The organism is uncultured Paraglaciecola sp. (assembly GCF_913020055.1).
Classification (GTDB): domain Bacteria; phylum Pseudomonadota; class Gammaproteobacteria; order Enterobacterales; family Alteromonadaceae; genus Paraglaciecola.
Genome location: NZ_CAJWCF010000145.1, coordinates 1 through 8,069, shown reverse-complemented (window position 1 = coordinate 8,069; position 8,069 = coordinate 1). Strand labels below are relative to the sequence as shown.

General features: G+C 40.5%; 6 protein-coding genes. 1 reads left to right on the top strand and 5 read right to left on the bottom strand.

From position 1 onward, the window contains the following. From QZ488_RS20380 to QZ488_RS20365, 4 genes are all read right to left on the bottom strand, one after another. Positions 1 to 503 (bottom strand): DEAD/DEAH box helicase (locus QZ488_RS20380; RefSeq protein WP_293752209.1); only part of this gene is annotated, 503 nt, incomplete at its 3' end. A gap of 239 nt (positions 504 to 742) precedes the next feature. Then, entirely contained in the window at positions 743 to 2,149 is a 1,407-nt protein-coding gene (locus QZ488_RS20375) for a M20/M25/M40 family metallo-hydrolase (RefSeq protein WP_293752207.1), read from the bottom strand. Between the two features lie 508 nt (positions 2,150 to 2,657). Further along, on the bottom strand, positions 2,658 to 3,479 hold the full coding sequence (locus tag QZ488_RS20370; RefSeq protein WP_293752205.1) for a LytTR family DNA-binding domain-containing protein: 822 nt from the start codon (positions 3,477 to 3,479) through the stop codon (positions 2,658 to 2,660). 3 nt (positions 3,480 to 3,482) lie between these two features. Beyond that, positions 3,483 to 4,667, bottom strand: coding sequence for a histidine kinase (locus QZ488_RS20365; RefSeq protein ID WP_293752203.1), 1,185 nt, complete (start codon positions 4,665 to 4,667; stop codon positions 3,483 to 3,485). A gap of 194 nt (positions 4,668 to 4,861) precedes the next feature. Here QZ488_RS20365 and QZ488_RS20360 point away from each other — a divergent pair, with 194 nt between their 5' ends. Beyond that, positions 4,862 to 6,436 carry a sugar porter family MFS transporter gene (locus QZ488_RS20360; RefSeq protein ID WP_293752201.1) on the top strand — a complete coding sequence of 525 codons (1,575 nt, stop codon included), beginning with the start codon at positions 4,862 to 4,864 and terminating at the stop codon, positions 6,434 to 6,436. A 185-nt stretch (positions 6,437 to 6,621) separates the two neighbouring features. Here the strand turns inward: QZ488_RS20360 and QZ488_RS20355 are convergent. Continuing rightward, the coding region (locus tag QZ488_RS20355) for a CRTAC1 family protein (RefSeq protein ID WP_293752199.1) at positions 6,622 to 8,069 on the bottom strand (1,448 nt) is incomplete at its 5' end.

Here is an 8,069-nt window from a genome sequence, read left to right as displayed (position 1 = left end):
ATATCATCGATAAAGCCCAAATCCAACATGCGATCAGCTTCATCCAATACCAATATCTCAAGCTGCTCAAAGTTAACCGCCTGTTGATGATAAAGATCAATCAAACGACCTGGCTTCGCAACAAGCACATCCACCCCACCTTGCAATTCGGATATCTGCGGCTCAATCCGCACACCGCCAAATACAACTGTAGAGTGAATATTCAAAAGGCGACTGTAGTTTTGAACACTCTTGGCTACCTGAGCAGCCAGCTCGCGAGTTGGCGTAATAATAAGGGCACGTACAGATTTAGCTTGCGGACTCGAACCACCCGACAAAAGTTGCACCACAGGCAAGGTAAAACCAGCGGTTTTTCCGGTGCCAGTTTGTGCCACCGCCATCACATCTCGCAGGCTAAGCACAGCCGGGATCGCTTCAACTTGGATTGCAGATGGTGTTGTATAACCTTGCTCTGCAACAGTTTCCAACAGCTCAGCACACAAGCCTAAAGAGCCAAATGACATAGATACACATTCCTTGGTTTAATTATATTGTTCAATATAATGGCTTGCTAAGGGCCGAATATTATTTATTATTTTCATAAATCAAACATATAAGAATACGCTAATTATGGACTTGTAAGGTAAGAAACATAAAGCAAACATTGATTGCCTAATTAGCGTGTTTTCTATTCTCTTTTAAATAAAAAATCCCCGTCAGTACTGACGAGGATTTTAGTATGCTGCACAAATGCTTAAAGGCCTTATTTAAAAGACCCTGGCCACTCGGCTGCTATGAAAGTAAAGACGCTCCAAACGGCCAAATTTTGGCGCATATGTTCAGGGTTTACCTTATCAAAAGTATCATCAGGCGTATGATGCAGATCAAAATAATCTGTTCCATCCTGCATCATATTCAGCGCTGGAACACCAAGCGCTGAAAGTGGGATCATATCTGGACCACCGCTAGTATTGCCACTTCGACGAGTAACACCCAGCTTCCCCATAATGCCAGCCATTGTATCGACCACATGTAATGCATTAGGTGATACATTGTTAGACGACTGCAGGCCATATATCGGACCCGCGCCAAAATCTGATTCAGAACCAATCACATGGTTAGCAATGGTACCGTCTTCTTGCCTTGCTTTGGCATAAGCGCGGGCACCAATCAATCCGAGTTCTTCTGCGCCCCAAAGGATTACCCGAATAGTTCGGCGAGGGCGAGTATCGGTATTATTCTTAATAAAAGCCGCTGTAGCCATGCCAATTGCAACGCCTGCACCATCATCAACGGCACCAGTACCAAGATCCCAGCTATCCAAATGACCGCCGATAACAACAACTTCTTTTGGCAATTCTCGACCTGTAATTTCACCGATAACATTTTTGGTGACAATTGCCCCCAAATCTTTTGTTTGGATATTAAGGCGGATCTTCGGACTATGCCCATAACCTATCAAACGTACTAATTGGTCTGCATCGGGATTAGACAAGGCAACAGCAGGTACCGCCGTATAACCCATGGCGACACTTGTAGCGCCAGTATGTGGGTTACGGTGGTCATCTGTGCCAATAGAGCGAATTAATAATGCTTCAGCGCCTTTTTTAGCGGCAAGCTCATGGCCTTTACTACGGGCGATATTTGCAGGGCCGTAGCCTCCACCATTTTTTAACCTTTCCATACGGTTACTGATAAAAGCGATTTTTCCTTTTAAGCTTCCATCTGCTACTTTCTCAAGATCAGCATAACTTTTAAAATGTAGAATATTAGCTTCTAGTCCGCCTTCTGGGGTTGATTTAGAACGGCCGAGCGCCGTTACTATCATTTTCTGATAGGAAGGAAACAAAATTTCAGCCGTTTCGACCCCACGAATCCAGCCATTCATATTAACGTCTTCCGTATAAACTTTATCGAATCCCAACGCTTTGAATTTTTTAATGCCCCACTCGACACCTGCTTTTTCACCAGGTGTACCAGGATGACGAGCCCCCACTTCAGTGGTTAACGACTTTAATATTTCATAAGCGCTATCATCCTGGAAAGCCTTATCACGCAAACTAGCAGCGATATCTTTAGTCTCTTTTGAAACAACAATAATGCTGTCATTAGCAAAAGTGGGTGCGGTCAGTATTAATGCAGCAATGGCTGCCTGTATAGTGAGTTTCATAGGAGTTCCCTTGTAAGTATTTCATTTTATGTAGACACGTCATTCACTTTCGACCAATTGTTAAGTGCTTACTTGGAGAACGTATTTAGACATCCGACCTAATAAAATACTCAATAGCAGTTCAATCAGCAAGCACAATACTTTACAACTCTTTGCTACTTTGGGTATTAAAACTCAAAAAGTTCACCTTCAATTTAACGATAATTTTAGGTTAATAATTAACTGCAAGTATCAATAGTCTAAGCTTAGGCTTACAAAAACTTGGGGAAATAACGGCACCAACCTTAGTTTTTCAACCAACAGTAAATCGTAAGAACCGTAACCGAAATTGTGGCCGAACAAACAAATGAACCAACTTTGCCAAGCGTCATATGCGCTCAATATTTACTCCAGACGGTAAAACATGCTTTTTTTTTAAACAAAATGGCAAGGCTAGTCAATGACTAGTTCAAAAAATTAGAGAAGCGGAAAAAAAATAAAGTTTTGAGGTAACGTTAACCAACCCAACTCACTCACCCAACAAAAATTCTTTTATTGCATCTTTATAATTACGACTCACTTTTATCTTCTCAAACTCACCTAACAACAAAAAACATTCTCCTTTTGTGTGTGGGATAACTTTATCAATAAAATTTAAATTAACGATGGTAGACCGGTGTACTCGCTTAAACACGTTTGGATCCAATTCAGACAACAATTCTTTTAAGGTACTGCGCTTAATATGGGTTTGTCCTTCTGCATGTAAACATACGTAATCACCTGCAGCATCAACCCACTCAATATCTGATTGTTTCAAAATAGTAATTTCGTCTCTGTCTTTTATCACCACTTTTTTATCTACAATCTGATTCGATACAGACATATCAGCAACTATTTGAGAGGCTACCTCGCCCATTTTTTCTCTCTGATTAATGCTATCAATCGCACCCAAAATACGCGGTTTATTATCATGCCCTTCAACACCTTCAATTCTTTCTAGCGCTCGCTCTACAGCGCGCGCAATTCGCTCATCATCGATAGGTTTTAGAATATAATCAACCGCATGTACGTCGAAAGCATCGAGGGCATATTGTTCATAGGCAGTGGTAAAAACAATCAGTGGTAAAATGTCACTTTGTAATCTTTTGACTACATCAAAACCATTTAAACCGGGCATTTGAATATCGAGGAAAATAATATCAGGTGCTAAGTCTAAAGTGGCTGCGATTGCCTCGCGGCCATTTTTACATTCACCAACAATGTCGATAGTGTCAAGTTTACCTAACTTAGCGCGCAACAGCTTTAAAGCGAGTGGTTCGTCATCAACAATCAATGTTCTTAATTTTTGCATATTTTATCTCTTTTGTTGATGACTAGGACGGCTTTGATTAGGTGTATTAATTTCACTACTCATATCTTCACAAGGCAACTCTATGGTTGTTTTTAAGCCACCAGAGGGAAGAATTTCGATATCAATTGAGAAGTCATCTTCATATAAGGCTTTTAATCTCTCGTTGGTGTTACGCAAACCGACTCCCCTTCCCTTAGAGCTAGCCATTTTGCTATTAGCTACTTTGATACCGCTGCCAGTGTCACTCAGTTGCATAATCAGCCGATTATTTTTAACTCTGGCATATAAACTAATAATGCCACCTGATTCATTTTGTGCAATCGCATGTTTCATAGAATTTTCTATGATGGGTTGCAACAAAAGACTGGGTACAGTTGCCAGTTTCGCTTCTTGTTCAATGTTAAAATCTAAACTGAGTCGGTCGCCAAATCTAGTTTTCTCGATTTTCAAATACAAATTCAGCGCATTCACTTCATTTTCAAGAGTGATTTTAGTGTCGGGGTTATTATCTAAGGAATGCCTTAAAAAACGGCTTAACTGCACAGTCATACTTTGCGCTTTTTCAGATTCACTGACTTCTATTAAAGAATTAATCGCGTTGAGGGTATTACATAAAAAATGAGGATTTAGCTGGTAACGTAACATCTTAATTTGAGCGTCGCGCGCGATAGACTGAGCACGCATTCGTTTGATTTGTTCTTCACGGGTTTCAGCTTCCGCTTCGAGCATAATGCGGTGTTCGGTCTTCAATAAATCGTTGTAACGCATGCCGTGAAACAGCCCAGACCAACACAGAAAGATAAAAACGCTGGCAAAGTGCCAACCACCAAATTCACTCCATTTATTGCCGGCTTCCGTTACCCACATAAACAATTCTATTCTGACTATCGTCCAAACAAAGGCCACCAGCAAAACCATCAACAATCCCATACTGGCTCGTTGAGCAAAAGGTTTATTCCAAATGCCCATAAAAACCCAGTATAAAATCAAGGTAAAACCGATTCCAATTAAAGCCTGCAAGCAGATATGTAAGATGTGAAACCAATCATAAGGTCCATACCAAAGAGTCAACGAAAAAAAACTGATGATGCTTACAAATGACCAAAAGCCAATATGTAACAGGCCAAATTGATAGATAACTTTCCGACCATTGGCTGAAGGTGCTTCTTGAAAAAATGAGTGAGACATTAAATTCCTTTACAGCTAACTTAGGTGGCAATGACTACTTTATTCAGTTTACACTTGGTTATTACCATGGGCTAGCAGTTCAGTCCGCCCTATCGCTTTTTAAGACCGCCCTGTCGCAATTGTCGGTCTTTTTTAAGCGAATAGTCTAGCTTTGCTAGCCTAGTTTTACCTAGCATTTCATATAAGGCAAAAGAATGAATACCAATCAGCCTCAATCTATATTTTACGTATTTTACGTATCCATCATCGTTGCATTAGGTGGATTCCTAATGGGCTTTGACGCATCAGTTATTTCAGGTGTGGTTAAATTTATCGAACCTGAATTTAATTTAACCAAAATTCAACTAGGTTGGGCAGTAGCGTCACTATCTCTAACAGCAACTTTTGCAATGATAACAGCCGGTCCGTTAAGTGATAAATATGGCAGAAAAGTGATTCTGAAAATAGCAGCCGCTTTGTTTTTTATCTCTGCTATTGCTTCTGCGTTTGCACCAAATTTTTTAACACTTGTTTTGGCAAGGATGTTAGGAGGATTAGGAGTAGGTGCAGCCTTAATCATCGCACCAATGTATATTGCTGAAATTGGTCCTGCAAAGTACCGTGGTCGTATGGTTTCACTCAATCAGTTAAATATTGTTTTGGGTATATCTGTGGCGTTTTTTACCAACTACTTAATTTTACAAGCCGCCGACTCTGACACTCAATGGGTGCAATCGCTGGGCTTCGCCGAGTGGAATTGGCGCTGGATGTTAGGAATTGAAGCTATTCCTGCCGTGCTGTATTTTCTATGTCTCGCCATTGTGCCTGAAAGCCCACGTTGGTTAATGATGAAGGGGCGCACTGAAGAGGCGACCGTCATTTTGAACAAAGCCTTAGGTGAACAAAATGCAGAACAGGAAATCAAGCAAATAACCGATAACATTAATCTTGAACAGAATAAGATTAAAGGCTCATTTATGGATTTACTTAAGCCTTCTATGCGCCTAGTCATGATAGTCGGCATCTCTATTGCGATACTTCAGCAAATTACCGGTATCAACGCCGTTTTCTTTTATGCACCGATGATTTTTGAGCAAACCGGTTTAGGTACCGATGCGTCATTTATGCAGGCTATATTAGTCGGTATTACCAACGTAGTATTTACCTTAATAGCTATCGCACTGATAGACAAAATAGGCCGTAAATCTCTATTAGTCGTGGGTGTGACAGGCATTATTGTATGTATGTTTAGCTTGGCCTATCAATTTAATGCTGCAACCTACACATTAACGGCGCAAGCCCTTAGCAGCCTTTCAACAGAAATAAATATTCAAGCATTACAACCTATAATTGGCTCAACATTCACCAGCGATTTGGCCTTCAAATCAGCCATTAGCGATCTGTTGGGTGCTGGACAAGCCATGCAATTCGAATCAGCCTTAGTTTCGGCAGCAATTCAAATGAATGGCACAATCATCTTAGTAAGCATTTTAGGTTTTGTAGCTTGCTTTGCAGTATCCCTTGGGCCAGTCATGTGGGTGTTGTTTTCTGAATTGTTTCCGAATCGAATTCGCGGTATAGCAATCTCGTTCGTTGGATTAATTAATTCTGGGGTAAGCTTCTTAGTGCAACTGGTATTCCCATGGGAGCTGGCAAACTTAGGAGCAACAATGACCTTTGCAATATATGGTGGTTTTGCGTTTGTAGGCCTTCTGATAATTCTTAAATTTTTACCCGAAACAAAAGGTAAATCATTGGAAGAACTAGAAGCTATATTAGTCAAAGAATAAGACTATAAATGTAACTAAGGGTACCGATTGAATGTCTCTACTGATCAGTACCCTTAGTCTTTATCTTAAAGACTTTCTATTGCATAACAGACTTCAAGCACTTAAAGATTTTCTATTCCCCACTCTAATCAAACTAACATCAATTCCAATGGCTATATTAGCCACCTAACTGATACCAGAAATGTTTACTTAGGTTGGTAAATAACAAGAAACTGATTAGCCTGAACATTAGTTAATTCGCTTGTCTCTGCGCCTAATCCTGGCCAAACAATTTGCACTTTATCAATCACTTGATTATCAGCAATACCGAAATGTGCTTCTACCGGGCTTTGAGATACATAATTGTTTCCCAGTTGTAGTTCGCGTATTTGTTCTTGGCCATTGACTGTAATAGTAATGAGCGCACCTACCGCTTGGGGGTTTAATCTAGAACCTTTTAATTGAATATTCAGAAAGTTATTAGAGTCTGCAAAACTGTTATTGCGAAATAAACTGGGAGACTCTCCACTGTTTGCAATTAACATATCTAAATCGCCGTCACGATCATAATCGTAGCAAACCAGGCCACGGCCCATTGCGGTATGTGTTATGCCAAGTTCTATTCCCTTTTCGGTGAAGGTGCTGTCACCATTATTGATATAGAGTACTGCACGATCATCATTAAAACGCTCATAAGAACGACTTACCGACTGTTCTTCCGTCCAGCCGTCGTAACCGTTTACGGTAAAAATATCTTGATAACCATCATTATTAAAGTCTGCAAAACAAGTTCCCCAGCCCCAATATGATTGTCTTACACCAGCTGCATCGGTGACATTGGTATAATTGCCATTCCCATCGTTTTTATAAAGACGACTACCATCAAATAAACCTATTTTGAGAAACTCTTCCCGTGTATCGCCAATGGCCGAAACATACCAATCTAAATCACCATCATTGTCGTAATCACCGACACTTCCCCCCATACCAGAACGATCACTAATTGTAGGAGGAGTGTAATCAACATATCCAGTACCTGCATTGTTGACTAAGACTTTGCTGTATCCATAATCTGCACTGAGCAAAATATCAGGAAAGCGGTCTTGGTTAAAATCGGCAAATACCGGAGTAAAAGAATATTCGTATCTTAACTGTGGTTCCTCCCCTTCTTCTTCAGGGGTAAATGTACCGATATCCACAGTATCACTTATATCAATAAAATTGCCTGAACCTTGATTTTGCCAAAAAAACTCCCAGCGGTCTTGCTTGTTTATCGGATCCCAATGGGTAAAGAACAAATCTAAATCTCCATCTAAATCATGATCACCAGCAGCAACTGACAAGGTAGATTTAGTAAGATTTAAACCTGTAGTTTCCGAAATGTCGGTAAAACTGCCGTCTCCATTGTTGCCAAACACTTGCACTACTGTAGGCGGTTCTTGAATACTAATTAAGTCTGGTAATCCATCAAGATTGATATCTATAAATGCTCCTCCATGACCGGCAGACAAACTAGTAATACCCGCTTGTTCAGTGGTATCCGAAAAACTGCCGTCTTGCTGCAAACTAAAAAGCTTACCTAAATTATTTCGGCCATGAGTCACATAGATATCTAAACGCCCGTCACCGTCGTAATCGCTGACCGCTATTCCGC